We start from the raw sequence: 23,705 nt of genomic DNA on the forward strand, positions 1-23,705 counted from the left end.
TGTCACTTAAAAATGAATAGGATTATGAATGAACGAGTTTTCTATCGTGTGTCGTCTGTTGGGCACGCTGTTTTATCGCCAGCCGCAGGATCCTTTGCTGACACCGTTATTTACGCTGATTAAAGAGGGGAAACTGGCACAGCACTGGCCGCTGGATCAGGATGCCTTGCTAGCACGGTGGCAAAAAGGTCTGGATTTGCCGGCTATGGCGGCAGATTATCAGGCGCTGTTCGATCAAGAAAACGGATCGGTTTCACCGTTGCGTTCGTCCTATGAAAGCGATGCCGACGATGCGGAAATTCGTACCTTCTTGCAACAGCGCGGTATGCCGTTAAATGACGGAGTGGTTGGTCATTTTGGTAGCTTGTTGTTGGCGGCATCATGGCTGGAAGATCAGGCACAAGAAGATGAAACCGCGGCGCAAATTACGTTGTTTGATGAATATCTATTACCGTGGAGCGATCGTTTCCTCGGCAAAGTAGAAAGTCATGCTACCACCGCATTCTATCGCACATTAGCGATAGTGTGCCGCGAAGCGCTGGAAGCCATGCGGGATGAGCTGGGCGAAAGCGAAGAAGAAGACGAACCGGAAGCGGAAGAGTAACACGGTGGGATGAAGCCCCGCAGTATGAAACCTAATACGCCGATAGCAGAATCGAGTGTGCTATCGGCGAGTGAGCATTAGTCGGTAAACAGGATAACGATCTGGCCCGGTTTAATTTCGATACCTTTCGCCATCTTCTTCGCCAGCGATTCTGTTGTACTCTTATCTGCATTCAGTACATAAGCCGGTTTTTGATCAAAATAGCTTTTTAGTGATTGATTGAGGTAAGGGCTCAGCGTTTTCATCACCGCCTGCATTTTTTCCGGTTGCACCGTGTAATCAACCAGTTCCATGTCCTTCAGATAAATCGCGCCTTGGGCCTTATCAAATACCGGCTGTGCTTTCAGTGTAAGCTTCATATCCGCAGCCTGATTACCCAGAAGGGAAGAGATATCGACCTTTGCATTACCCGTCAGAGTCACTTTGCCCGGCTCTGCACGACCAATCTGGCTGGATAGTTCGGTTAAAACGATGTGTGCATCCACTACGCCAGGCACGCCTAGCTGTTTCTGGTAATCATTGTGTTTTTGCAGGTACACATTCACTTCCTGTTCACTGAGCGTGTATTGGGTGAGCTTATTACAGCCGCTGAGCGTAAAGGCAAGCAGCACCGCAGTTGCAGCCATCCATCCTGATTTTTTCATTATTCTGACCTCTTAATACCATTTATGCGCACGATTTATTTATACGGACAATGTCTTTACGTGAACGATCTATTTATATGGGCAATCAACATGATCCCGCATGGGCAGCGTGCGCCCGATGCGCAGAGTGAACAATAGGATAGCACTGAAATGCCAGAAGGATACCGCTTCAAAGGCGAGGGGAAATTCGTTAAAGGTCGCCTAAGCAACGCACGAATAATCAGACGCCGTGTTGTATATTCGGCGACTTTACGTAGCCAGGCGACAAGGGGCGGATGAGCGAGTTGCGGTTATCATTGTTGATGGAATGAGCATAGAAGGTGTTTACCGACGAGAGTAAGCTCGTCGGTAACATTCAAACTAATGACCACCTAACATTGCAGGTTCGATGCGACGTTGGTTGAACTGCCAGTACAGTGCGGCTAATGTCAGGAGCCCGATGGTGCCGAGCATGAACCACGGTAGCTCCGGCTGATTCAGCGCATGTCCGGTATCAAACAGCCAGCCGCCGCCGCTATAGCCAATCGCGCCACCAAGCGCCAACCCAAGCCGACTGAAACCCATATAGCTGCCCCTGGCTCTGGAATCTGCCAGCGAGGCACTCAAGGTTTCACGCGCGGGTTCGGCGATAATCGAGCCAATGTAAAACAGGCTGATAAGCATCAGCAGGGTTTGAAGCTCTGTCGTCATCCCGATCGGAAACATGCTGACGGACATGATAAAAAGTCCTGCCATCAGGCGTTGTTCCAGCCGGAAGTGTTTCTCGCTCCAGCGGGCGATAGGATAAAGCAGCGTCAGCGACAGCGTTGCTTCAATGGCATACATCCATTTCACGGCAGACGGTGTTCCGGCGAGTTGATTGACCATAATGGGAAGCATCAACAGCACTTGCACGGCCAGCATGTAGTAGCCCGTCAGCGTTAATACGTACATCAGGAAACGGCGATCGCGAATCACGCGCATCAGGCCTTCCCCGATCGGCGTTCTTACCGTCGAAATGCGATAGGCTGGCAGCAACCAGGCATTCAACCCAGCCGCAAGCACGAAGATGACGGCCCCCGCCCAGCAGACAATCTCGAAATCGTACTGAAGCAGCCAACTGCCGATGAGGGCACCGATAACCGCACCGGCGCTGTCTTGCATCATCAGCAGCGAATAGAAACGACCGCGTTCTTGCGGACGAATTAGCTTGATCACCAGCGCGGTACGCGGTGGATCGAATAACGTGCCACCGAGACCGGATAGCGCACAAGACAACCAGAGCAGCCAGGGTTCGTCGGCAATTGCCATGAACACAAAACCGGAGGCGCGTAGCAGCATCCCGGTAATAATCATCGGCTTGGCACCAAAACGATCGGCAATAGCCCCGCCGAAAATACCGAGCCCTTGCTGAATAAACTGGCGCAATCCCAAGGCGATACCGACTAATAATGCAGCCCAGCCGAGATCGTCGACAAAACGAATGGAAATAAGGGGAAAAACAACGAAGAACCCTAAAACCACCAGCATATTATCTAGTAATAAAAAATATTTACCCAAGCTCCGAGCTTGCGACATCAGAGGCATGTTTCACCACAACGAAAAAAGAAGGAAAATAACAGACGTGACTATTTTGTACTCTAATTCGACTTTGGTATAGCCTATTGTTGGATAATATTTTTTTATCGATTTAACGTTATACGAGTAGCATTTTAGCGAGAAAAAATCGCTTTCCTGATTCAATTGCGCAATAACTCGGCGATGAGGGTTTTACGTCTATGAATTTATGTGGTTATAGTAAGGATTATCGGAAATACCGATATTTTGTGCTTGTGTAGAATAACGATTTTTTTGGTGCCGATGAATTTTACTTATCGATAACATGGAGAAGTAGGGGGAAAAATGTTTGGCTATCGTTCAACGCCAGCAAGAGTGCAATTGACAACCGACAGGCTGGTGGTGCGTCTGGCCCATGAACGCGATGCATGGCGTCTGGCTGAATACTATTCTGAGAATCGTGATTTCCTCAAACCGTGGGAACCCGTGAGGGACGCGAGCCATTGTTACCCATCAGGCTGGCAGGCGCGGCTGAGTGTGATTAACGATATGCATAAACAGGGCAGTGCCTATTACTTCCTCCTGTTAGATCCGAATGAAAATGAAGTGTGTGGTGTGGCTAATTTTAGCAACGTGCTACGGGGATCGTTCCACGCCTGCTATCTGGGCTATTCCCTCGGTCAAAAATGGCAGGGGCAGGGGCTGATGTATGAAGCGTTGCAGTCGGCACTGCGTTATATGCAGCGCCAACAGCATATGCATCGCATCATGGCTAACTATATGCCGCATAACCAGCGTAGTGGGAACTTATTGACGCGTTTGGGTTTTGAACGCGAAGGTTATGCGAAGGACTATCTGCTCATTGATGGCAAATGGCAGGATCATGTATTAACCGCGCTGACTAACGTCGAGTGGAAATCTCCGCGTTAAGGAACAATGATGAAATACCAATTGGATGCTCGTGAAGCCCGCGTGATCGGTTGTATGCTGGAAAAACAGATCACCACACCGGATCAATACCCTATGTCGTTAAACGGCATCACCACGGCTTGCAATCAGAAAACCAACCGTGAGCCAGTGATGGAGTTGAGCGAAAGCGAGGTGCAACAAACACTGGATTTGCTCGTGAAGAAGCATTTCCTGCGCACGCTCAGTGGCTTTGGTAACCGAGTTGTGAAGTACGAACATCGTTTTTGTAATTCTGAATTTGGCGACCTGAAACTCTCCCCTGCGGAGGTGGCGCTGGTGACGACGCTGCTACTGCGTGGCTCACAGACACCGGGCGAGCTGCGCACGCGTGCTGCCCGACTGTATGATTTTTCAGATGTCGGCGAAGCTGAGTCCACCCTTGAACAACTGCAACGGCGTGATGACGGGCCGTTTGTGGTAAGGCTCGCACGAGAAGCGGGTAAACGAGAAAGCCGCTATCAGCATCTTTTCAGCGGTGAGGTTAGTGATATAGCGGCCCCTGAGGAGGAAAGCGCGAGCGACAATTCGCCTCCGCTTACCGAACGGGTTGAGGCGTTAGAAAAAGAGGTCGCTGAACTCAAACGCCAGCTTGCCGCGCTGTTAGCGTAATGAATCTGTATCAGGGAGAAAACCAGCTATGAAGCCCCAACTACCCTCCGTGGAACGCGTCGCAGAATCTACCGTATCTACCCGACGCCCGCGCATTGGTGTCGTCGGGCTGGGATCTATCGCGCAGAAAGCCTATTTGCCGATTCTCAGCCAGGCTGAGCGCTGGGAACTGGTTGGTGCCTATTCTCCCGACCAGCAAAAAACGCAGCGGATTTGCCAACACTATCGGATGACGAGCTTTTCTGCGTTGGATGAGTTGGCATCGCACTGCGATGCGGTTTTCGTTCATAGCAGTACTGCCAGCCATTTCTCTGTTGTGAGCCAACTGCTTAAGGCGGGTGTTGATGTCTATGTGGATAAACCGCTGGCAGAGACACTGGAGCAGGCGGAAGCGCTGGTTGAATTGGCAGAGCAACAACAAAAAATTTTGATGGTCGGCTTTAATCGCCGTTTCGCACCCTGTTATCAGCAGCTAAAACAGCGGTTAAATCAACCTGCTTCTCTGCGCATGGATAAACATCGTATTGATAGCGTCGGGCCGCAGGATGTGCGTTTTACCTTACTGGACGACTATCTACACGTGGTGGATACCGCGCTCTGGCTAGCGGGAAGTGATGCTCGATTGGTTGATGGTGTTCTGCATGCCAATGCGGACGGCCAATTGCTGTATGCCGAGCACCATTTTCAGAGCGGAAACTGTCAGGTGACGACCAGCATGCATCGTCAGGCCGGTAGCCAGCGGGAATGGGTTCAGGCTGTTGCTAAGGGGAACCTATATCAAGTCGATGAGATGCGCGCATGGCGTGAAGATCGTGAAGGGATGACGTTCACCCCAGCGGTGCCATCCTGGCAAACTACGCTAGAACAACGTGGGTTTGTCGGTGCAGTGCATCATTTCATGACGGCGATTGAGCAACGGAAACCAGCGGAAACATCAGGTAATCAGGCGTTACTATCCCAGCGTATGATTGAGGAATTGCTGAGAAAAAGCTGAAAAGTTCAACGGTTATGACAATGTTCGGTAGCTATTACACGCGCAATGCGTAGACTAGTCGCACCTCGCAATCAGGATGACCTCAACAGGTCAATAATCGCCCCTGAACCGTTCAGAACATAATCGGATGAATTTACTTAAATCACTGGCTGCCGTCAGTTCCATGACCATGTTATCGCGCGTGTTAGGGTTTGTGCGCGATGCTATCGTCGCCCGCATTTTTGGTGCAGGTATGGCGACGGATGCCTTCTTTGTGGCGTTCAAACTCCCCAACCTGCTTCGCCGTATTTTCGCAGAAGGTGCATTCTCACAGGCGTTCGTGCCTATTCTGGCCGAATATAAAAGCCAGCAGGGCGACGAAGCCACGCGAACATTCCTTGCTTATGTTTCCGGCATGCTGACGCTGATTCTGGCGTTGGTCACCGTGGCGGGGATGGTCGCTGCTCCGTGGGTCATTATGGTTACCGCCCCCGGTTTTGCCGCGACGCCTGAGCGCTTTGAGCTGACATCGAACCTATTAAGAGTCACGTTTCCCTATATCCTGCTGATCTCTCTGACCTCCATGGTCGGTTCGGTGCTGAACACCTGGAACCGTTTCTCGGTGCCAGCATTTGCGCCGACGCTGCTTAACGTCAGCATGATTGGTTTCTCTCTGTTTGCCGCGCCGTATTTTAATCCTCCCGTGATGGCACTGGCCTGGGCGGTATTGGTTGGCGGTTTACTGCAACTTGGCTATCAACTGCCGCATCTGAAAAAGATTGGCATGCTGGTGTTGCCGCGCCTGAAATGGCGTGATCCGAGCGTCTGGCGAGTCATGAAGTTGATGGGGCCTGCGGTTTTAGGCGTGTCGGTGAGCCAGATTTCGCTGATCATCAACACCATTTTTGCGTCTTTCCTCAGCGAAGGCGCCGTATCATGGATGTATTACGCCGATCGTCTGATGGAATTTCCTTCCGGCGTGTTGGGGGTGGCGTTAGGGACGATCTTACTCCCGTCATTGGCAAAAAGTTTTGCCAGTGGCAATCATGATGAATACTCCCGCCTGATGGATTGGGGGCTCCGTCTGTGTTTTCTACTGGCGCTGCCGAGCGCGGTAGCACTAGGTATTTTGGCCAAACCGTTAACAGTGTCGCTGTTCCAGTACGGCAAATTTAGCGCTTTTGATGCGCTGATGACCCAGCGCGCGCTGGTTGCCTACTCGGTTGGATTGATGGGGTTGATAGTCGTCAAAGTCTTGGTGCCCGGCTTTTATTCCCGACAGGACATCAAGACGCCAGTAAAAATCGCGATGGTCACGCTGATTCTGACGCAAATTATGAACCTGATCTTTATCGGTCCGCTGCAACATGCGGGGCTGGCGCTGTCCATCGGCCTGGCTTCTTGCCTGAATGCAGGATTGTTGTACTGGCAACTACGTAAGCAGGATATTTTCCAACCCCTACCGGGTTGGCGGGGTTTTCTGGTTCGCCTGCTGGCAGCAGTGATCGTGATGTCGTTGGTTTTACTGGGGATGCTGTGGTGGATGCCCGCGTGGGATGACGGCAATATGACGGTGCGGATCCTGCGCTTGCTGCTGGTGGTGGTCGCGGGGGCAGGTTCCTATTTTGCCACGCTGGCGCTGTTGGGGTTCCGACCTCGGGATTTCGCCCGCCGTAGCGTGTAACAAGGTAAATAAATCGTTGCAGAATAAAAAACGCCATGGGTTCTGCACTCATGGCGTTTTTGTTTTCAGGTGATGGATAAATTTTCAGCCGAGAAACGAATTACATCTTCTCGACGGTTTCGATACCCAGCGTATCCAGACCCTGCTTCAACGTTTTGGCCGTAAGCAGCGCGAGTCTCAGACGGCTCTGGCGCACGTCGTCAGTTTCGGCATTGAGAATTGGGCAGTGCTCGTAGAAACCAGAGAACAGGCCGGCCAGATCGTACAGGTAGCTACACATCACATGCGGTGTGCCTTCACGGGCGACGGAGGTGATGGTTTCTTCAAATTGCAGTAGGCGTGTGGCAAGCGCAAATTCGCGCTCATCATTCAGCGTAATCGGCTGCGTTAAGGTGTCTTCCTGTATTCCCGCACGCTTGAAAATGGACGCGACACGGGTATAAGCGTATTGCATATACGGTGCCGTGTTGCCTTCAAACGCCAGCATGTTATCCCAATCAAAAACGTAGTCTGTGGTACGACTCTTCGACAGATCGGCGTATTTAATCGCACCGATAGAAACCACTTTCGCCAACGCTTCTAACTCATCGCGTTCCATCTGTGGATTTTTTTCCGCGATGAGTTTCAGTGCGCGATCGTAGGCTTCGTCCAACAGTTCGGACAGTTTGATTGTTCCACCTGCACGTGTTTTGAATGGCTTACCATCTTTGCCCAACATCATGCCAAACATATGGTGTTCCAGGCTGACAGAATCAGGCACGTAGCCCGCTTTACGCACGATGGTCCAGGCTTGCATCAAATGCTGGTGCTGGCGAGAATCGATGTAATAAAGCACACGATCGGCGTTCAGGGTTTCATAACGGTATTTGGCACAGGCGATATCTGTCGTGGTGTAGAGGTAGCCGCCATCCTTTTTCTGGATAATGACGCCCATCGGTTCGCCTTCCTTGTTTTTATATTCATCAAGGAAAACCACCGTTGCGCCTTCGCTTTCAACCGCTAAACCTTTTGCTTTCAGATCGGCAACGATGCCTGGCAGCATGTTGTTATACAGGCTTTCACCCATCACATCCTGCGTGGTCAGGGTGACATTAAGGCGTTCATAGTTGATCTGGTTCTGCGCCATGGTGATATCGACGAGTTTGCGCCACATCTGACGGCAATATTCATCACCACCCTGTAATTTCACCACGTAACCGCGTGCGCGCTCAGCGAAATCAGCATCTTCGTCGTAGTGTTTCTTTGCTTCACGATAAAATGCTTCAAGATCGGACAGGTCCATCTCGTTGGCACTTTCGTTTTGCATTTTTTCGAGGTAAGCAATCAGCATGCCGAACTGTGTACCCCAATCGCCGACGTGGTTAGCGCGAATAACGTTGTGGCCTAAAAATGCCAACGTGCGGGCGGCAGCATCACCAATAATGGTTGAGCGCAGGTGGCCGACGTGCATTTCCTTCGCGACGTTGGGGGCGGAGTAGTCAATCACGATCGTTTGTGGCTCAACGGGCGTTAAACCTAGTTTTGGTGCATTCAGGGCGTTTTCAACCTGGCTCGCAACCCACTGCTTATCGAGAAAAATGTTAATAAATCCCGGGCCTGCGATTTCTGTTTTTTCCGCAATGCCCTCCAGCGCCAAAAGTTGGACGACTTTTTCAGCCAATTGTCGCGGCGGCATGCCCAGTTTCTTTGCCACGGCCATGACGCCATTGGCCTGGTAATCACCAAACTGTGCTTTTGCCGACTGACGGATCTGAGCTTCGCTGTCTGCTGGCGCGCCTGCGGCGGTTAACGCCTGGCTGACTTTTTCGGAGAGAAGAGCCTGAATATTCACCGGTTTACCTTAAATAAAAAATCAAGCCCTGCTTATACCATATTTGCCTTTCCTCGTCAGCAGACGGGCAGGGGGATGGAGAGATATTCAGATGAAAAATGACCGCTGAGCGGGAGATGAAAAAGGGGAGTGATATGAAAACAATGGGTAAGGAGAGCACGAAAAAATAAGATGTAACGTTAGGTAGAATGAAAATAAAATCGTAATCCTAACGTTTTCTTGAACGATTATTTACACCAATCTTATGTGAGTTTCTGGTTTTATAATGACGAAAAATAGCATATGCCGCAATAGCAACAAGCACGATAGATATAATGAGTAAAACCATGATAATATCTCTGCGTTATTATTTGTTTTCTTAATCTATACTTTTTCACCCTGGTGTTCAATGGGGGCTGTGTTATTTAAGATTTCTCCCAGAATAGATTGCAAAAAGTATCTCGGATTAGCTCCAGGTAAAAAATGATTCCATTTATTAACCAAGCTGTAGCGTTATTTTTTCTTTGCATTTAATGCGTTTCAGATGGAGGTAGTGTAAATAAATGCGTTTGGAATAAGATTAAAATTTAATTAGACGGTGTTACGAGTGTGATATTCTCATCGCATGAATGACTGTTGATACATGAGATGCTGCAAGGAGTCTTACCCAATATGTTACCCGATGATTTGATAACAGATTTAGCGCGTTTTGAGCAAGAATTACAGGAGCTGGCGAGCGTGTTACAACTGGATTTAAGCGCATTTCATGCTGACCATATTTCGCTGCGTTGCCACCAGAATACGACGGCTGAATCATGGAAAGCGGCGCTATTGAAGGTCGGTAGTCTGTTGTCTGAAAACCTCATCAACGGTCGCCCAATCTGCTTGTTTATTCTGGAGAAAGCCATCGTGATTGGTCCTTGGCAGATGACGTGTATCGAGCTGCCGTGGCCGGGCGAAAAGCGCTATCCCCATGAAGGATGGGAGCATGTGGAACTGGTGTTGCCTGGTGATGCTAAAACGCTGCATCAGCGTGCGCTGGCCTGCTTGTCTGATGACGCACTGCGTACACCAGGCATCAAACTTAAATTCAGCTCTCCGCAAGGTGAAAAAGAACGAATTCCTAATCCGACGCTGGCAGTAACTAATGGTAAAGTGACAATAAAATTTCATCCATGTGATATACGAGACGTTGTCGCGAGCGAAAAATCTTCGTTGTGAAAATAGTGGATAACCGGCTCAGCGCGTAATCAGAAAGATAACATGGGCTGACCGATAAAATGGTATGCCGCGTTATTCATGCTAATTTTTTTTGCTGCGGAACAGATTAATAAAATTGTGGTTTATGTCATGTTTACTTCGATAATGTATTGTATTCATTGTGACTCCGGTCTCCTCACGATATGAATGTGAATGCCATAGTTATTACTTTAGTCGGCGTGATGATTCGCTGGCTTTTGGTGATTAAGAAAAGGGGCGGGGAGTTTATATGGAGGGGTCGCGATGACGAAACTGGAAGTATGCTGTTATAGCGTTGAGTGTGCGATAACGGCAGCGCAGTCTGGGGCCGACAGGATTGAACTCTGTACAGGACAGCGCGAAGGGGGATTAACGCCATCCTATGGTGCGCTGCGTGGTGCCCGTGAAAAAGTTGCGATTCCTGTTCACCCGATTGTACGCCCGAGAGGGGGGGATTTTTGCTACAGCCCGACGGAGTTTGCAGCCATCAAATATGACATTGAGCAGATTCGTGAGATGGGGTTCCCCGGTATCGTTGTCGGTGTGCTGAATGAGGAAGGGCACATTGATTTGCTTAAAATGCGTGAAATTATGGCAGCAGCTCAAGGGATGGAAGTGACCTTTCATCGCGCATTTGATATGTGCCTGAACCCTTATATTGCATTGGAACAACTTACCGATCTGGGTGTATCGCGCATATTGAGCTCTGGGCAGCAACAGACTGCGGAAAATGGGTTACGGTTATTACGTGAACTAACGCATGTCAGTCGCGGTCCTATTATTATGGCGGGTTCCGGCGTGCGGTTAACTAACGTGCATAAATTTCAGCAAGCGGGTATCCGAGAATTGCATAGCTCTGCAGGGCAGTGGGCTCCATCTCCGATGCGTTACCGTAAGATCGGTGTGTCGATGTGTTCTGATGCGGAGTTAGATGAATTTAGCCAGTACTGCGTGGATGGCGATGTAGTAGCAGCAATGAAACGGGCGGTTAGCCCAGATCGTGAAACGCAGTACGCGTCATAATGTAAGGCATGTCGCCGTGTGGAGGTTGCCCATATTGCTATCAACACGGCATCGTTATTCTTCAATTTTGCCGCGCCGCATACCCTTAGGTTTGCATGGCAAGTACCAAGCCCCAGTGTGTTACTGGGGCTTTTTTTATCGGATCGTAGTCATTTAGGGTTGATAGATCCCCGGTTTATTAGCAACCAATACCGCCCGTACCGGTGCGGGGTAGCCTTCTACCGTTTTAGTCGGATCTTCAGGATCGAGGAATTCGGCTAACGACTCGGTTGTCATCCAGTCTGTCCTGCGTTGTTCCTGCGTTGTGGTGACACAACTATCGACGATACGGACATCAACGAACCCACATTTCTCAAGCCATGTCGTTAAGGCCGCAGCGGACGGAATGAAGTACACATTGCGCATTTGCGCGTAACGTTCTCCCGGTACTAACACCTGGTTCTCATCACCATCGATGACCAGCGTTTCCAGCACCAGTTCACCGCCTGCCACCAACTGATTTTTCAATTGCCACAGGTGATCGAGCGGGGAGCGTCGGTGATACAGTACGCCCATGGAAAACACGGTATCGAACGCTGCAAGTTCAGGGAGTTGTTCAATACCGAGTGGCAAAACGTGTGCGCGCCGATCGTCGCCAAGCAGTTTACGCACGGCTTCGAACTGGCATAAAAATAGCTGCATGGGATCGATGCCGACCGCCATCGAGGCACCTTCACCGACCATTCGCCACAGGTGATAGCCGCTGCCGCAACCCACATCGAGAATCAGGCGATTCTTCAGCGGGCTGATATGTGGCAAAACGCGCTGCCATTTCCAGTCCGAACGCCATTCTGTGTTGATATCCACGCCGTAAAGTGAAAAAGGGCCTTTGCGCCAGGGCATTAAATTGCGCAGCAGCTTCTCAATCCCTTCACGCTGACCGACGGAAATATCGGGTTCCATACGCGCCGTGACGCTATCGTTTAAGTCCAGTGAGGTCGGGGTCAGCGATGGAAGATGTTCCAGCGAGTTAAACCATAACTTGAACTTACCGTGTAAAGATTCCTGCTGCCAACTGCTGAGCTGTGAAGGCAGTGTATTAAGCCAGTGGCTGAGCGGACCCTTTGCGATTTGCTGATAAAAATTGCCAAAATCGATCACGCCTTTTCCTCTGCTTTCACGGCTAATAACGAACCAAAATTAAAACACTGAAACCAAACTTCGCTGTGCTCAAAGCCAGCATCTGCCAGTCGAGCTTTATGGGTTTCTACCGAGTCGGTCAACATGACATTTTCCAACATGCTGCGTTTCTGACTGATTTCTAACTCGCTGTAGCCATTGGCCCGTTTGAAATCAAGATGCATGTTGAACAGCAATTCACCGACATCTTTGTCCGCAAAGTTAAACTTCTCAGAAAGCACCAGCACGCCGCCGGGATTTAATCCCTGATAAATACGCTCGATAAGCACCTGACGCTGGGAAGGCTCCAGAAACTGGAGCGTAAAATTCAGCACAACCACAGAGGCATTTTCGATATCAATGTTCAGGATATCTGCTTCGACAATCTCAACGGGGGTCGTGGAGCGGAAAGCATCAATGTGGCTACGGCAGCGTTTCACCATCGCCGGAGAATTATCTACCGCGATAATTTTGCAACCCGGTACATGAATATTACGTCGCATAGACAGCGTGGCTGCGCCTAGCGAGCACCCTAGATCGTAGACGAGACTATTCGGGCGGGCGAACCGCTCTGCCAGCATGCCAATCATCGAAATAATGTTGGAATAGCCGGGCACGGAACGTTGGATCATATCGGGAAATACGTCGGCAACGCGTTCATCGAATGTCCAGTCGCCTAAATTGGCAATTGGCACAGAAAAAAGCATATCGCGGTTTGGCATGGCAGAAAGCGCACTGAGAGTAATAAAGAGGCGCGTATTCTAGCAGAATACGCAGTAGCCTTCACCTTTCACATTGTGTGGGCGTGGTTTTTGATTCCCGGACGCATCCTACCTGTGCGCCCGAGAACGGCGGGGATCGTTTTTGTCTCACACCATCAATACAGCGTGAAAACCAGATCCCAAGGAAGGTAATAGAGGTTTGCGGCAATCATCAGGATGAGCGAAGCATAGGTTGCCGACATCCCCGATCGCCGCCAGCGGAATTCACGATGCCGAAGGCCGTAGTAGTGAGCTAAGCGCCCGGCGATCAATAAAATGCCGCAGAAATGGATCATGATGATAAGCGCGCCATTCATTTCCATCAGTACCAGCAAAATCGCAGCAATCGGAATATATTCCACCGCATTACCATGTACGCGGATTGCGGTTTGTAATTCATAAAATCCGCCGTCGCCATACGCCACACGATACTGCATTCTCAGTTTTACAACATCAATAGACAGCTTTATCAACAAGATTGCGCCGAGCACGATATAGAGCGCACTTACCATTTTTTACTCCGTGACCTAACCGAAAACGGCTTGCAGAATAATAGCTTTACCCAGCGCCACTGTCGCCTGTAAAGCCTCATTTTTTTAGCGGAAATAGATTACGTTGCCGAAATGTTTATAACTAAATGAACTAACGCATCCCCTGTTTGCTGAATCAAAAAAGCGTTGCCTGCTGCGGCCAATCCGGCTGCGGCGGCAATGTCGGGTCGATCTCGGCGAGTAATGGCCAAAGCTGTTGTGCCAGCGGTGGCGCATCGCCGATATCCGGTGTGTGAATAAAGAAGAAAGGATTCGCGTCATGCCACTGCGGCAGTTTGTTACGCCATGACTCAAACCAGTGGAGATTTTCTTCCTGTTTCTCACTTCCGATAAAGCGGATCAGTGGTTGCGTGGCGGTCAGCACGGCATGAACCGGTACGCGCGGCTTTTTACGCTGGGCTTCACGCATCGCGGCACTGTCTGGTGCCGCGTGGTGGACTGGGCGACTGTCTAAAATCACGCGATTGACGCCACGTTGCTGTAGCCCCTGATTCAGCGCACGCTCCTCATTGCCTTTGGCAAAAAATAGCGGGTGGCGCACTTCCAACCCGTAGCTAAATCCCTGCGGTAAGGCATCAAGGAAACGCCACAGAACGGGTAACTGTACTGGCCCGAAGGCTGCGGGGAGTTGTAGCCATAGCTGCCCAATACGGTGTTCGATCGGCTCAAGGCATTGATAAAAAAGGCTTACATCACTGTCACAGTTCTGCAAGGCAGCTTTATGGCTGATCGTTGAGGGAAACTTAAAGCAGAAACGAAAGTCATCATGCGTCATATCACGCCAGCGCCCGACAATCTCGCGCGAAGGTAACGCATAAAAAGTGGTGTTACCTTCAACGCAGGTAAAATAGCGGCTGTAGTCGGCAAGATCGTTTAACCCCAACCGATTCCACGCAGGGTGCTGCCATTGTGGTAATCCGATGTACATCTATTGCACCATAATATCATTGGGCCTCAATAGGATATCTGCCATTATCGCGTAATTGGCTGGGGAGTGCGAGTGAGTCGAGGAAATCGTTTATAAAATCTCATCTGCCCACTGTGTTGCTTCCATTATCATGGTAAAGAAATTTTCTTCATCGACACCTAACTGGATTAAGAGGCGTTCAAGCTCTTCCCACTCTTGCTGTTCGTATTTAGCGATTAACGTCAGGTAAATCGCCAGCTCGCCGGTATTTTCTAATAAACTCTGGTTAATTTTTTCGGATAGTGCGATTTGCGAAAGCAGCAGCGGCATGGGGGAATCTAATACGGCATCAAGCAGTGATAATAACCCACATAGAAACGCTTCAGTGGTGTCTTCCTTCACATTAAAAGAGGCATACAGTAATTCGAAAAACCTGGCGCGAATTAAGCTGGTACGATAAAGCTCGCTGGGTTTATTTTCATTACTGTTGGTAATGCTAATTAATGAAACAAAGCGCTTAAGTTCCCGCTGCCCAAGCAGCATTGCCATCGAACGAAACGACATCGAGGTCGCGGTGATGCCAAAGCGAGTGTTGTATTTGATATTGGTGATGTGGCGCATCAACTTATAATAAAGCGACAGATCGGCGCAGACCAATTCTTCGATAGTGGCATAGTTGATCTCAGGTTTATTGACTTCCCTCAGTAACCTCACGGTGTTGCTGGAGTTACTCACCAGTTTTTTCGACTTAATCATTTCAGGACGGCTGAAAAAATACCCCTGAAAAAGCGAGATCCCCAGTTTTTTACTTTGCAGGTATTGTTCATGAGTTTCTACTTTTTCGGCCAAATAGATTAACTTACGTTGTGTTGTTCTTTTGATGAATTTTTCAATTTCATCAAATGTCGACTGGGTCAAATCGAATTTGATGATATCAATGTAAGGCAAAAACCGATCCCATTCTGAATCCATCGAAAAGTCATCAAGCGCAATTTTGAAGCCCTTCCTTTTTAGCTTTTTTACGGCAGCAAAGAGATCATTATTGGGTATCGCATTTTCCAGAATTTCGATCACGACCTTTTCCTGTGGCAATACCTCAGCCTGGCCATTGATCAACATCTGATGGGGAAAATTAATATAGTAAGGTTGCTCAACGACAGATTTCGTGAGTGGGCTGGTCAAAAATTGATCGGAAATAAGCTGCGCGGTCGCAAACTCAGGGCTGACATCAGGAAATTTATTGGTGATGTCCATGCGAAAAAGTAGCTCATAGGCAACGGTTTGTCGGTGTTGATTTAAAATAGGTTGACGTGCAACAAATGAATACATAGTTGTTCTCCATGTAAACCATACGCATTAGCCAAAATTGGAAAAGCACTTTTTTATTAAAATTTTTATAAAAATAATGAGTTACTTATTAACTCTAGCAGGTTTTACTAAAAGAGAAGGCCGGTTTCCACAAATCATCATGCTGTGCGTATCGGCATGCTCTCTGTCTATGGGCCAGTGATGCTTAAGAGAATTGATCAACGGGAACGCTGCTTTTCTGACGATTTTAGGATCACTGCATTCGGGTGGCTCAGTTTTCCTCTGATGTTAGTTTTTGCAACAACTTTGCCTCGATTGGTAAACATTTCGTTAACTGGCAGAGAAATTTCGTAAAAAGAGTAGGCACCTGCATCGCAGAGCGTTACCTTCATACTTATCGTTCGCGCTATTATCCTTTATAATAGCCGCCTTTTTTCACCGAACAGTAACCCAGAAAAACCATACCGCGCAGCGAAAATGCCACGGTTTTTGCGTTGTGATCTACCGTGAAGCGTAATCTACCGTGAAAGCTGGCGGATGAGTAAAAGGACATCGTGATGCGTACTAATTATTGCGGACAGTTGAATTCGTCCCATGTGGGCCAGGAAGTGACATTGTGCGGTTGGGTTAACCGCCGCCGCGATCTGGGTGGTTTGATTTTTATTGATATGCGTGACCGTGAAGGGTTGGTTCAAGTGTTCTTTGACCCAGATCGTCAGGACGCATTTAAACTGGCATCCGAGCTGCGTAACGAGTTCTGCATCCAACTTACTGGTGTAGTGCGTGCCCGTCCAGAAAGCCAAATCAACAAAGACATGGCGACGGGTGAAGTCGAGATTTTTGCCAATGCTTTGACGATCGTTAACCGTTCTGAAGCGCTACCGCTGGATTCCAACCAAACCAACACCGAAGAAGCGCGTCTCAAATTCCGCTATCTGGATTTGCGCCGCCCTGAAATGGCGCAGCGCCTGAAAACGCGTGCTCGTATCACCAGCTTTGTTCGCCGTTTTATGGACGATCACGGTTTTCTGGACATTGAAACGCCGATGTTGACGAAAGCGACGCCGGAAGGTGCGCGCGACTATCTGGTACCGAGCCGCGTACATAAAGGCAAATTTTATGCGCTGCCGCAGTCTCCACAACTGTTCAAACAACTGCTGATGATGTCCGGTTTTGACCGCTACTATCAGATCGTCAAATGCTTCCGTGACGAAGACCTGCGTGCTGACAGACAGCCTGAATTTACCCAGATCGATGTGGAAACCTCTTTCATGACTGCGCCGCAGGTGCGTGAAGTGATGGAGAAACTGGTGCGTGAACTGTGGCTTGACGTGAAAGGCGTCGATCTGGGTGATTTCCCGATCATGACGTTCGCGGAAGCGATGCGCCGTTTCGGTTCCGACAAGCCAGATTTGCGTAACCCGCTGGAACTGGTCGATGTTGCCGATCTGCTGAAAGATATCGAATTCAAAGTGTTCTCCGGCCCGGCAAATGATGCCAAAGGCCGCGTTGCCGCTATCCGCGTACCGGGCGGCGCACAGTTGAGCCGTAAGCAGATTGATGAATACGCCAAGTTTATTGAAATCTATGGTGCGAAAGGGTTGGCTTATATCAAGGTCAACGAGCGTGCCAAGGGATTGGAAGGCGTACAAAGCCCGGTCGCGAAGTTCCTGAGTGAAGATGTACTGTCTGCGCTGCTGGATCGTACCGCGGCGCAAGATGGCGACATCCTGTTCTTTGGCGCGGACAGCGCAAAAGTGGTGACCGATGCACTGGGTGCGCTGCGCCTCAAGCTGGGTCGCGATCTGAGCCTGACGAAAGACAACAGTTGGGAACCGTTGTGGGTGATCGATTTCCCTATGTTTGAAGAAGATGGCGAAGGTGGACTTGCTGCGATGCACCATCCGTTTACTGCACCGCGCGACATGCTGCCTTCAGAACTGTCTGCCAACCCGGTTGTGGCGATCGCCAACGCCTATGACATGGTGATCAACGGTTATGAAGTGGGCGGCGGCTCCGTGCGTATTCACCGTGGTGAAATGCAGCAAACGGTGTTCGGCATTTTGGGTATTACTGAGCAAGAACAGCGTGAAAAGTTTGGCTTCCTGCTGGACGCACTGAAATACGGTACGCCGCCGCACGCAGGTCTGGCGTTTGGTCTTGACCGTCTGGTGATGTTGCTGACGGGCACTGATAACATTCGTGATGTTATCGCCTTCCCGAAAACGACGGCGGCCGCGTGTCTGATGACGGAAGCACCAAGTTTCGCCAACCCAGCCTCGCTGGAAGAGCTTGCTATTGCGGTTGTTGTGAAAGGGAAAGCGGCTCAGGATGGAAAATCCGAGAACGAATAAAATGGTATATAAGCGACCCGTTTCGGTGTTGGTGGTGATTTATGCCCGCGACACTGGACGGGTGCTGATGCTGCAACGGCGTGACGATCCTGAATTCTGGCAATCCGTGACGGGGAGTATAGAAGAAGGGGAAAGTGCGCCGTATGCTGCACAGCGTGAAGTCAAAGAAGAAGTTAACATTGATATATCCGCTGAAGCGTTATCACTCTTTGACTGTCAGCGCTGTATTGAGTTTGAGCTATTTGCTCATTTGAGACGTCGCTATGCGCCGGGGGTCACGCACAATACTGAACATTGGTATTGTCTTGCGTTACCTGCTGAGCGCGAGGTGCAATTATCCGAGCATCTTGCTTACCAGTGGCTGGATGTGCCCCATGCGGCACAGTTGACTAAGTCCTGGAGCAATCGGCAGGCGATTGAAGAATTTGTTATTTATCCGGCCTGAACAGGCTTTTTTCGGAGATTTTTATGGCAGGTCATAGTAAGTGGGCGAACACAAAACATCGTAAAGCAGCACAGGATTCCAAACGCGGTAAAATCTTTACCAAGATTATCCGCGAGTTGGTTACCGCAGCTCGTCTGGGTGGCGGCGATCCTGGGTCTAACCCACGTCTGCGCGCAGCGATCGATAAGGCACTGTCCAACAACATGACGCGCGATACGCTGAATCGTGCGATTGCTCGTGGTATCGGCGGTGACGATGATACCAACATGGAAACGATCATTTATGAAGGTTACGGCCCGGGCGGCACGGCGGTCATGGTGGAATGTCTGAGCGACAACCGTAACCGTACCGTTTCCGAGGTGCGCCACGCGTTTACCAAAACCGGCGGTAATCTGGGGACTGATGGTTCCGTGTCATACCTCTTCACCAAGAAAGGTGTCATTTCTTATGCGCCGGGTCTGGATGAAGATGCTGTGATGGATGCCGCGCTGGAAGCGGGTGCTGATGATGTCGTGACATATGACGACGGCGCGATTGACGTCTTCACGCCGTGGGAAACGTTCGGCAATGTGAAGGATGCGTTGGATGCGGCTGGTCTGAAAGCCGAAGCTGCCGAAGTGTCCATGATTCCGTCCACTAAGGCGGATATGGATGCAGAAACAGCACCGAAGCTGATGCGCCTGATCGACATGCTGGAAGACTGCGACGATGTGCAGGAGGTTTACCATAACGGCGAGATCTCTGATGAGGTAGCTGAGCTGCTGTGATGGCAGATCGGTGATGCAACGTAGAAACGACTACCCACACGGGCGAATCGGCGGAGCGGCACGATGACAATAATAGTAGGCATCGATCCCGGTTCGCGCGTTACGGGCTATGGCATTATCCGCCAGCAGGGGCGTCATCTGACGTATCTCGGCAGCGGTTGCATTCGTACCGTGGTGGATGATATGCCCACGCGGCTTAAGCTGATTTACGCGGGCGTCAGTGAAATCATTACGCAATTTCGACCAGACTGTATGGCGATTGAGCAGGTTTTCATGGCAAAAAACCCGGATTCAGCCTTGAAGCTGGGGCAGGCGCGCGGTGTGGCTATCGTTGCTGGTGTGAATCAGGATCTGCCCGTGTTTGAGTACGCGGCGCGTTTGGTTAAGCAAACGGTAGTAGGAACGGGGGCGGCAGATAAAAAACAGGTACAGCATATGGTTCGCTCATTGCTGAAACTGTCGGCCAGCCCGCAGGCGGATGCCGCCGACGCACTGGCAATTGCCATTACACATTGCCACTTTAACCAAAGCCTGCTGCGAACCGCGGCGGTGAAAGTGAACCCACTGGCAGGAAGACTGCGCTGAAACAGGAGGCTGGATATTCATCCAGCCTTTTTTATGTTATATACTCGTCATACTTCAAGCCATTCATTCCCTATGTAAAAGGAAGCGCAACGTGATAGGTCGTCTCAGAGGCATTATTCTGGAAAAACAGCCGCCGCAGGTGCTGATAGAAGCTAATGGCGTGGGTTACGAAGTCCATATGCCGATGACGTGCTTTTACGAGCTTCCTGAGCTCAATCAGGAAGCGATTATCTTTACCCAGTTTGTGGTTCGCGAAGATGCGCAACTGCTGTTCGGTTTTAACGATAAGCAGGAGAGGGCATTGTTCCGTGAGTTGATCAAAGTGAACGGCGTTGGGCCGAAACTGGCGCTGGCGATCCTCTCCGGCATGTCAGCGACGCAGTTTGTCAGCGCGGTTGAGCGTGAAGAGATCGGCGCGCTGATTAAGCTCCCTGGCGTCGGTAAGAAAACGGCAGAACGGCTGGTGGTTGAAATGAAAGATCGCTTCAAGGGCTTGAGTGGCGATCTGTTTAATCCAGTCAGCGATATCCCACTGTCGTCGCCTGCTAGTGTAGACAGCCGTGTTGGCGAACCTGAAGCGGAGGCTGCCGCGGCACTGGTCGCGCTAGGCTACAAACCGCAGGAAGCTAGCCGTATGATTTCCAAGATCGCGCGCCCTGATGCTGACTGTGAAACCCTGATCAGGGATGCACTGCGCGCGGCGCTGTGAGGTATTCATGATAGAAGCCGATCGTTTAATTTCCGCTGACGCTATTCCCGAAGAAGAATTTCTCGACCGCGCGATGCGGCCTAAGCTACTGAAAGAGTATGTAGGCCAACCGCAGGTGCGTGAGCAGATGGAAATTTTCATCCAGGCCGCCCGCAAACGGGGAGATGCACTGGATCATCTGCTGATTTTTGGGCCTCCCGGCTTGGGTAAAACGACGCTAGCGAATATTGTCGCCAATGAGATGGGCGTGAATATGCGCACAACGTCTGGTCCGGTTTTGGAAAAAGCCGGCGACCTTGCTGCGCTGTTGACCAACCTCGAACCGCACGATGTCTTGTTCATTGATGAAATCCATCGCCTGTCACCCGTGGTGGAAGAAGTGCTGTATCCGGCGATGGAAGATTATCAGTTGGATATCATGATCGGCGAAGGGCCGGCGGCACGTTCAATTAAACTCGATTTACCCCCTTTTACGCTGATTGGCGCGACGACGCGTGCGGGATCGTTAACCTCGCCGCTGCGCGATCGCTTTGGCATTGTGCAGCGTCTGGAGTTTTATAATGTGGCGGATTTACAGTACATCGTTGGCCGCAGTGCACAGTGCCTAGGGCTGGATCTGACGCCGGAGGGTTCCCTTGAAGTGGCACGCCGTGCGCGTGGCACGCCGCGTATTGCTAACCGGCTATTGCGCCGAGTACGCGATTTCTCCGAGGTGAAGTCGGAAGGCGCGATTACCGGAGACGTGGCGACGCAAGCGCTGGATATGCTGGCGGTAGATACCGAAGGTTTTGACTACATGGACCGTAAGTTGCTGTTGGCGATCATCGATAAATTCATGGGTGGGCCGGTCGGGCTGGACAACTTAGCCGCCGCGATTGGCGAAGAGCGCGAAACTATTGAAGATGTACTGGAACCGTTTTTGATTCAGCAAGGGTTCATCCAGCGCACGCCGCGTGGTCGGATGGCGACGCAGCATGCCTATCGGCATTTTGGCTTAACGCGCGAAGACTTGGGTTAACGTGAATAAACGTATCGCCTAAGAGATGTTTTGCCACATTCAAGGAGACCATACGGTCTCCTTGAATTGATCTGATTAGAACCAGGCTTCCCACATTGCTCCAACGTTAAACGAATCGAGCTGTGTGTTGACGCCGGTTGTGGTCCGCGCGGTATGTTTATTATCCACTTCTCCGCCAGTCACATAGAAACGCAGCATCGGTCTGAACTCGGGTCCCATGGCGATCGAGACATTCTGGGAAAGCGTTAGCTTCCATCCTTTGTTATCCCCCCCTTGGCCGTAATCTACATGCTGGTAGCCCGCTTCAAGCCAGGTGGAATGCACATCATTCCAGAAATACATGGGGCGAACGATGGCATTGTAGTTACGACGGTCGTCCTGACTCGCGGAGTCGTCCGCGTAGTCGTGGTAGGCCAGCAGATATTCGACCTGCGTTTGCGGTGTGAATTTGTATTTACCCTCAAAGCTGGCGTAGAAGGTTTTCAGGTTGTCTGTTTTGTTGTAAACGCTGTTGTCCGCATTATTTGAATAGCGAGTAATAAACTGATTGAGGCTATTTTTTCCTGTGTGGCTGAAGACTGCACCGCCTTGCCAGGCTTTCAGGCGTGCATTATTATCCACTGCTTTCGAATCAAAACCGTAGTTAGCGTACAGCGCAAGATCCAACGGCCCCAGTTTGATGCCGTGTACTTTGGATGTCAGGGCGTAATTGCCTTTATCGCCCGTGCCGGAGCCACCGGTACAACTGATGCGTGAGGGGTTCGCATTATTGGCTAACACTTGCGGATTACAGGATTCCACGGCACCGACGGCTGCCACATCGAATTGAATACCACCGAGTTCAAAATTCTTTATCCCCGCCCCTTGACCGTCATGGGTCATCCAGAAGTAGTCGTTGATGCCCTGCTGTGGACGCTGATGGAAATCACGACCGGCCCAAAGGTAGGCATTTGGCTGAGAGGCGAAAAGGTTGGTGACGCCCGCATAGGCCTTCTTCAGGTTAACCTCGTCGCCCCAGTGGTCGATCATCACGACGACATCCCAGATAGCGCCGTTGTCGCTCTTGAATGCCTTGGAAAGCTGAAATTCACCGCCGTTGCCTTCATTACCCAGACGACCCAGCGCGGAACCACCGTTGTAAGAACCGTCAACTGCAACATATTTCTGGTCACCGCTCTGGAATTGCGCGCCGTAACGAGCATAACCAGTGAATTCGACGCCATACGGTATTGCCATATCACGTGTTTTGGGGGCATCAGGTGTTGTCAGCGGATCGACCTGTTTGCTGGCTATCGCGTCTAGCTTAGCCTGACGCTCTGCCAGCGCTTTTTCCACTGCTTGAGCAACGATACGGTCTAATTGTTCCTGAGTAACGATCTCTTGTGCGAGTGCGGAACCGGAGCAAAGGGCGGCCAGCACTGCCAGCGTAACTGGAAGTTTTTTGCAATTTGTCATAATCATCTCAATTCGGTAAGTTATTTTCAGACAATAACCATCCCGCTCTGATTGGCGCAATAATAATGCGACGTTCAGAACAAGGTGGTTGTTATTTTTTTAACAGCATGACGCAATTAAATAACTGACGTAATCGATCCTCCCTTTAAGAGGCATTTATTATTTTCATTATTGTCGTTGATAAAGGTGAATAATTTCTTCTGATAATTCACGGGCAAGTAGTGATGTCATTAAATGATCTTGAGCATGAACCATAATTAATGTCATCGGCTGTCTGGCTTCCCCTGCATCCTGTTCGATCAACTGCGTTTGCATATGGTGCGCTTTACGCGCATAGCCGTCGGCTTCTTTCAACAAATTTTTAGCTTCATCAATATTGCCCTTTCGCGCGGCATGTAGTGCCTCAAAACACAAACTGCGCGATTGCCCGGCATTGACGATAATTTCCATTACTGCATCTTCTAATGTAATCATCATAGGACCTATTGTTAGATGAACGAATATTATCGGGTATAATTACCTTTCCTATTTCGTATTTTTAATGTTATTCAGGGCAACAAAAAATAGCGTAAAATATGCCACCCCTAACCCTTTTA

Annotated in this window: 23 protein-coding genes; 13 read left to right on the plus strand and 10 right to left on the minus strand. The window is 50.1% G+C overall.

The features are described from left to right. Nucleotides 1-28: 28 nt before the first annotated feature. Entirely contained in the window at nucleotides 29-604 is a 576-nt protein-coding gene (locus tag A7983_RS17680) for a TorD/DmsD family molecular chaperone (protein ID WP_005967715.1), read from the plus strand. Nucleotides 605-681: 77 nt separating this feature from the next. Here A7983_RS17680 and A7983_RS17685 read toward each other — a convergent pair whose 3' ends face one another. Next, entirely contained in the window at nucleotides 682-1,248 is a 567-nt protein-coding gene (locus A7983_RS17685; RefSeq protein WP_005967717.1) for a lipoprotein, read from the minus strand. A gap of 360 nt (nucleotides 1,249-1,608) precedes the next feature. Then, the gene (gene mdtH, locus A7983_RS17690; RefSeq protein ID WP_005967719.1) at nucleotides 1,609-2,814 is read right to left on the minus strand and encodes a multidrug efflux MFS transporter MdtH; all 1,206 of its coding nucleotides are present in this window, start codon (nucleotides 2,812-2,814) and stop codon (nucleotides 1,609-1,611) included. A gap of 315 nt (nucleotides 2,815-3,129) precedes the next feature. Between mdtH and rimJ the strand changes: the two genes are divergently transcribed. The 4 genes from rimJ to murJ all read left to right on the plus strand — a co-directional run bounded on the left by rimJ (nucleotide 3,130) and on the right by murJ (nucleotide 7,019). After that, on the plus strand, nucleotides 3,130-3,714 hold the full coding sequence (gene rimJ / locus A7983_RS17695; RefSeq protein ID WP_005967721.1) for a ribosomal protein S5-alanine N-acetyltransferase: 585 nt from the start codon (nucleotides 3,130-3,132) through the stop codon (nucleotides 3,712-3,714). A 9-nt stretch (nucleotides 3,715-3,723) separates the two neighbouring features. Further along, on the plus strand, nucleotides 3,724-4,362 hold the full coding sequence (locus tag A7983_RS17700; protein ID WP_005967722.1) for a YceH family protein: 639 nt from the start codon (nucleotides 3,724-3,726) through the stop codon (nucleotides 4,360-4,362). Nucleotides 4,363-4,390: 28 nt separating this feature from the next. Next, nucleotides 4,391-5,356, plus strand: a complete 966-nt coding sequence (locus A7983_RS17705; protein ID WP_005967723.1) for a Gfo/Idh/MocA family protein — start codon at nucleotides 4,391-4,393, stop codon at nucleotides 5,354-5,356. Between the two features lie 127 nt (nucleotides 5,357-5,483). Beyond that, complete coding sequence (murJ, locus tag A7983_RS17710) at nucleotides 5,484-7,019, plus strand: murein biosynthesis integral membrane protein MurJ (protein ID WP_005967724.1); 1,536 nt, start codon at nucleotides 5,484-5,486, stop codon at nucleotides 7,017-7,019. Nucleotides 7,020-7,119: 100 nt separating this feature from the next. Here the strand turns inward: murJ and argS are convergent, their stop codons facing one another. Continuing rightward, complete coding sequence (argS, locus tag A7983_RS17715; protein ID WP_005967725.1) at nucleotides 7,120-8,850, minus strand: arginine--tRNA ligase; 1,731 nt, start codon at nucleotides 8,848-8,850, stop codon at nucleotides 7,120-7,122. Between the two features lie 651 nt (nucleotides 8,851-9,501). Between argS and A7983_RS17720 the strand changes: the two genes are divergently transcribed. Together A7983_RS17720 and cutC are read left to right on the plus strand one after the other, a co-directional pair. After that, complete coding sequence (locus A7983_RS17720; protein WP_005967727.1) at nucleotides 9,502-10,050, plus strand: VOC family protein; 549 nt, start codon at nucleotides 9,502-9,504, stop codon at nucleotides 10,048-10,050. A gap of 282 nt (nucleotides 10,051-10,332) precedes the next feature. Further along, the gene (gene cutC / locus A7983_RS17725) at nucleotides 10,333-11,091 is read left to right on the plus strand and encodes a copper homeostasis protein CutC (protein ID WP_005967728.1); all 759 of its coding nucleotides are present in this window, start codon (nucleotides 10,333-10,335) and stop codon (nucleotides 11,089-11,091) included. Between the two features lie 153 nt (nucleotides 11,092-11,244). Here cutC and cmoB read toward each other — a convergent pair whose 3' ends face one another. The 5 genes from cmoB to A7983_RS17750 all read right to left on the minus strand — a co-directional run bounded on the left by cmoB (nucleotide 11,245) and on the right by A7983_RS17750 (nucleotide 15,797). Continuing rightward, complete coding sequence (gene cmoB / locus A7983_RS17730; protein ID WP_005967729.1) at nucleotides 11,245-12,231, minus strand: tRNA 5-methoxyuridine(34)/uridine 5-oxyacetic acid(34) synthase CmoB; 987 nt, start codon at nucleotides 12,229-12,231, stop codon at nucleotides 11,245-11,247. Further along, nucleotides 12,228-12,971, minus strand: coding sequence for a carboxy-S-adenosyl-L-methionine synthase CmoA (gene cmoA, locus A7983_RS17735; RefSeq protein WP_005967730.1), 744 nt, complete (start codon nucleotides 12,969-12,971; stop codon nucleotides 12,228-12,230). The genes cmoB and cmoA overlap by 4 nt, the downstream gene beginning before the upstream one ends. A 155-nt stretch (nucleotides 12,972-13,126) precedes the next feature. Next, nucleotides 13,127-13,522 (minus strand): MAPEG family protein, encoded by a 396-nt coding sequence (locus tag A7983_RS17740; RefSeq protein ID WP_005967731.1) that lies wholly within the window; start codon nucleotides 13,520-13,522, stop codon nucleotides 13,127-13,129. Nucleotides 13,523-13,676: 154 nt separating this feature from the next. Beyond that, nucleotides 13,677-14,489: a DUF72 domain-containing protein gene (locus tag A7983_RS17745; RefSeq protein ID WP_005967732.1), complete on the minus strand. Its 813-nt coding sequence runs from the start codon at nucleotides 14,487-14,489 to the stop codon at nucleotides 13,677-13,679. Nucleotides 14,490-14,579: 90 nt separating this feature from the next. Continuing rightward, entirely contained in the window at nucleotides 14,580-15,797 is a 1,218-nt protein-coding gene (locus A7983_RS17750) for an EAL and HDOD domain-containing protein (protein ID WP_005967733.1), read from the minus strand. Nucleotides 15,798-16,333: 536 nt separating this feature from the next. On the opposite strand from A7983_RS17750, the gene aspS reads away from it, so the two are divergent. The 6 genes from aspS (at nucleotide 16,334) to ruvB (ending at nucleotide 21,654) form a co-directional block, all read left to right on the plus strand. Further along, on the plus strand, nucleotides 16,334-18,130 hold the full coding sequence (gene aspS / locus A7983_RS17755; RefSeq protein ID WP_005967735.1) for an aspartate--tRNA ligase: 1,797 nt from the start codon (nucleotides 16,334-16,336) through the stop codon (nucleotides 18,128-18,130). Between the two features lies 1 nt (nucleotide 18,131). After that, complete coding sequence (nudB, locus tag A7983_RS17760) at nucleotides 18,132-18,575, plus strand: dihydroneopterin triphosphate diphosphatase (RefSeq protein WP_005967739.1); 444 nt, start codon at nucleotides 18,132-18,134, stop codon at nucleotides 18,573-18,575. 23 nt (nucleotides 18,576-18,598) lie between these two features. After that, nucleotides 18,599-19,342 carry a YebC/PmpR family DNA-binding transcriptional regulator gene (locus A7983_RS17765; protein WP_005967741.1) on the plus strand — a complete coding sequence of 248 codons (744 nt, stop codon included), beginning with the start codon at nucleotides 18,599-18,601 and terminating at the stop codon, nucleotides 19,340-19,342. 63 nt (nucleotides 19,343-19,405) lie between these two features. Continuing rightward, on the plus strand, nucleotides 19,406-19,927 hold the full coding sequence (gene ruvC, locus A7983_RS17770) for a crossover junction endodeoxyribonuclease RuvC (RefSeq protein WP_005967743.1): 522 nt from the start codon (nucleotides 19,406-19,408) through the stop codon (nucleotides 19,925-19,927). A gap of 91 nt (nucleotides 19,928-20,018) precedes the next feature. Then, nucleotides 20,019-20,636 (plus strand): Holliday junction branch migration protein RuvA, encoded by a 618-nt coding sequence (ruvA, locus tag A7983_RS17775; protein WP_005967745.1) that lies wholly within the window; start codon nucleotides 20,019-20,021, stop codon nucleotides 20,634-20,636. A 7-nt stretch (nucleotides 20,637-20,643) separates the two neighbouring features. Next, nucleotides 20,644-21,654, plus strand: a complete 1,011-nt coding sequence (gene ruvB / locus A7983_RS17780; protein WP_005967747.1) for a Holliday junction branch migration DNA helicase RuvB — start codon at nucleotides 20,644-20,646, stop codon at nucleotides 21,652-21,654. A gap of 75 nt (nucleotides 21,655-21,729) precedes the next feature. Here the strand turns inward: ruvB and A7983_RS17785 are convergent, their stop codons facing one another. Continuing rightward, the gene (locus A7983_RS17785; RefSeq protein ID WP_005967749.1) at nucleotides 21,730-23,109 is read right to left on the minus strand and encodes a carbohydrate porin; all 1,380 of its coding nucleotides are present in this window, start codon (nucleotides 23,107-23,109) and stop codon (nucleotides 21,730-21,732) included. Nucleotides 23,110-23,277: 168 nt separating this feature from the next. Continuing rightward, on the minus strand, nucleotides 23,278-23,583 hold the full coding sequence (locus tag A7983_RS17790) for a PTS lactose/cellobiose transporter subunit IIA (RefSeq protein ID WP_005967750.1): 306 nt from the start codon (nucleotides 23,581-23,583) through the stop codon (nucleotides 23,278-23,280). Nucleotides 23,584-23,705 lie beyond the last annotated feature (122 nt).

The organism is Pectobacterium wasabiae CFBP 3304 (genome assembly GCF_001742185.1).
Lineage (GTDB): Bacteria > Pseudomonadota > Gammaproteobacteria > Enterobacterales > Enterobacteriaceae > Pectobacterium > Pectobacterium wasabiae.

What these genes read in the sequence shown, in the direction of transcription:
- A7983_RS17740 (WP_005967731.1), bottom strand. Translation starts at nt 13,522, where the DNA reads ATGGTAAGTGCGCTCTATATCGTGCTCGGCGCAATCTTGTTGATAAAG.
- nudB (WP_005967739.1), top strand. Translation starts at nt 18,132, where the DNA reads ATGGTATATAAGCGACCCGTTTCGGTGTTGGTGGTGATTTATGCCCGC.
- rimJ (WP_005967721.1), top strand. Translation starts at nt 3,130, where the DNA reads ATGTTTGGCTATCGTTCAACGCCAGCAAGAGTGCAATTGACAACCGAC.
- A7983_RS17785 (WP_005967749.1), bottom strand. Translation starts at nt 23,109, where the DNA reads ATGACAAATTGCAAAAAACTTCCAGTTACGCTGGCAGTGCTGGCCGCC.
- cmoA (WP_005967730.1), bottom strand. Translation starts at nt 12,971, where the DNA reads ATGCCAAACCGCGATATGCTTTTTTCTGTGCCAATTGCCAATTTAGGC.
- aspS (WP_005967735.1), top strand. Translation starts at nt 16,334, where the DNA reads ATGCGTACTAATTATTGCGGACAGTTGAATTCGTCCCATGTGGGCCAG.
- cutC (WP_005967728.1), top strand. Translation starts at nt 10,333, where the DNA reads ATGACGAAACTGGAAGTATGCTGTTATAGCGTTGAGTGTGCGATAACG.
- A7983_RS17700 (WP_005967722.1), top strand. Translation starts at nt 3,724, where the DNA reads ATGAAATACCAATTGGATGCTCGTGAAGCCCGCGTGATCGGTTGTATG.
- A7983_RS17790 (WP_005967750.1), bottom strand. Translation starts at nt 23,583, where the DNA reads ATGATTACATTAGAAGATGCAGTAATGGAAATTATCGTCAATGCCGGG.
- ruvB (WP_005967747.1), top strand. Translation starts at nt 20,644, where the DNA reads ATGATAGAAGCCGATCGTTTAATTTCCGCTGACGCTATTCCCGAAGAA.
- ruvC (WP_005967743.1), top strand. Translation starts at nt 19,406, where the DNA reads ATGACAATAATAGTAGGCATCGATCCCGGTTCGCGCGTTACGGGCTAT.
- A7983_RS17705 (WP_005967723.1), top strand. Translation starts at nt 4,391, where the DNA reads ATGAAGCCCCAACTACCCTCCGTGGAACGCGTCGCAGAATCTACCGTA.
- A7983_RS17750 (WP_005967733.1), bottom strand. Translation starts at nt 15,797, where the DNA reads ATGTATTCATTTGTTGCACGTCAACCTATTTTAAATCAACACCGACAA.
- A7983_RS17680 (WP_005967715.1), top strand. Translation starts at nt 29, where the DNA reads ATGAACGAGTTTTCTATCGTGTGTCGTCTGTTGGGCACGCTGTTTTAT.
- mdtH (WP_005967719.1), bottom strand. Translation starts at nt 2,814, where the DNA reads ATGCCTCTGATGTCGCAAGCTCGGAGCTTGGGTAAATATTTTTTATTA.
- A7983_RS17765 (WP_005967741.1), top strand. Translation starts at nt 18,599, where the DNA reads ATGGCAGGTCATAGTAAGTGGGCGAACACAAAACATCGTAAAGCAGCA.
- A7983_RS17745 (WP_005967732.1), bottom strand. Translation starts at nt 14,489, where the DNA reads ATGTACATCGGATTACCACAATGGCAGCACCCTGCGTGGAATCGGTTG.
- murJ (WP_005967724.1), top strand. Translation starts at nt 5,484, where the DNA reads ATGAATTTACTTAAATCACTGGCTGCCGTCAGTTCCATGACCATGTTA.
- A7983_RS17685 (WP_005967717.1), bottom strand. Translation starts at nt 1,248, where the DNA reads ATGAAAAAATCAGGATGGATGGCTGCAACTGCGGTGCTGCTTGCCTTT.
- A7983_RS17720 (WP_005967727.1), top strand. Translation starts at nt 9,502, where the DNA reads ATGTTACCCGATGATTTGATAACAGATTTAGCGCGTTTTGAGCAAGAA.